This is a genomic window from Pedobacter sp. UBA4863, assembly GCF_002399615.1.
Taxonomy (GTDB): Bacteria; Bacteroidota; Bacteroidia; order Sphingobacteriales; family Sphingobacteriaceae; genus Pedobacter.
In genome coordinates, this window is sequence record NZ_DHDZ01000043.1 from 3,250 (window position 1) to 3,687 (window position 438).

The window sequence follows — 438 nt, forward strand, 5'->3', positions numbered from 1 at the left end:
ATGTCTTGCAAGGTGAAAGGTAAAATTCTTATCTATCCCACAGATTTCAGCAATCTCCTTTAAGTAGCCATTCATTCGTTGATTAGAAATAACTGGGAAAAGGGTACCTTTTCCAACCGCTACAGGGTGGTCATTATATTTCTTAATCAAGTTCACTGCCTCTGGCAAAAGAGGAACCTTAACTATTGTATTCGTTTTTTGTCGATTAGTTTTAAGCCAATCACTACTATCTATCCCCTTAATTATGTTCTCTTTGGTTAGATTGAATATATCTATATAAGCAAGCCCTGTATAACAACTAAACAGGAACATATCAAGTACAGCTTGTAATCGTTCGATTTTAAAGTATTTTTCACTCAATACCTTTAATTCCTCTTTAGAGAGGTGACCTCGTTCTACTTTATCGAAATGGAGCTTATACTTGGAGAATGGATCCTT

At 35.2% G+C, this 438-nt stretch carries 1 protein-coding gene; it reads right to left on the bottom strand.

Annotated features, from left to right (window positions below; genetic code table 11):
• On the bottom strand, window positions 1–360 hold a 360-nt coding region (locus B3I52_RS11325), incomplete at its 3' end, for a site-specific integrase (protein WP_293301321.1).
• Between the last annotated feature and the right edge of the window lie 78 nt (window positions 361–438).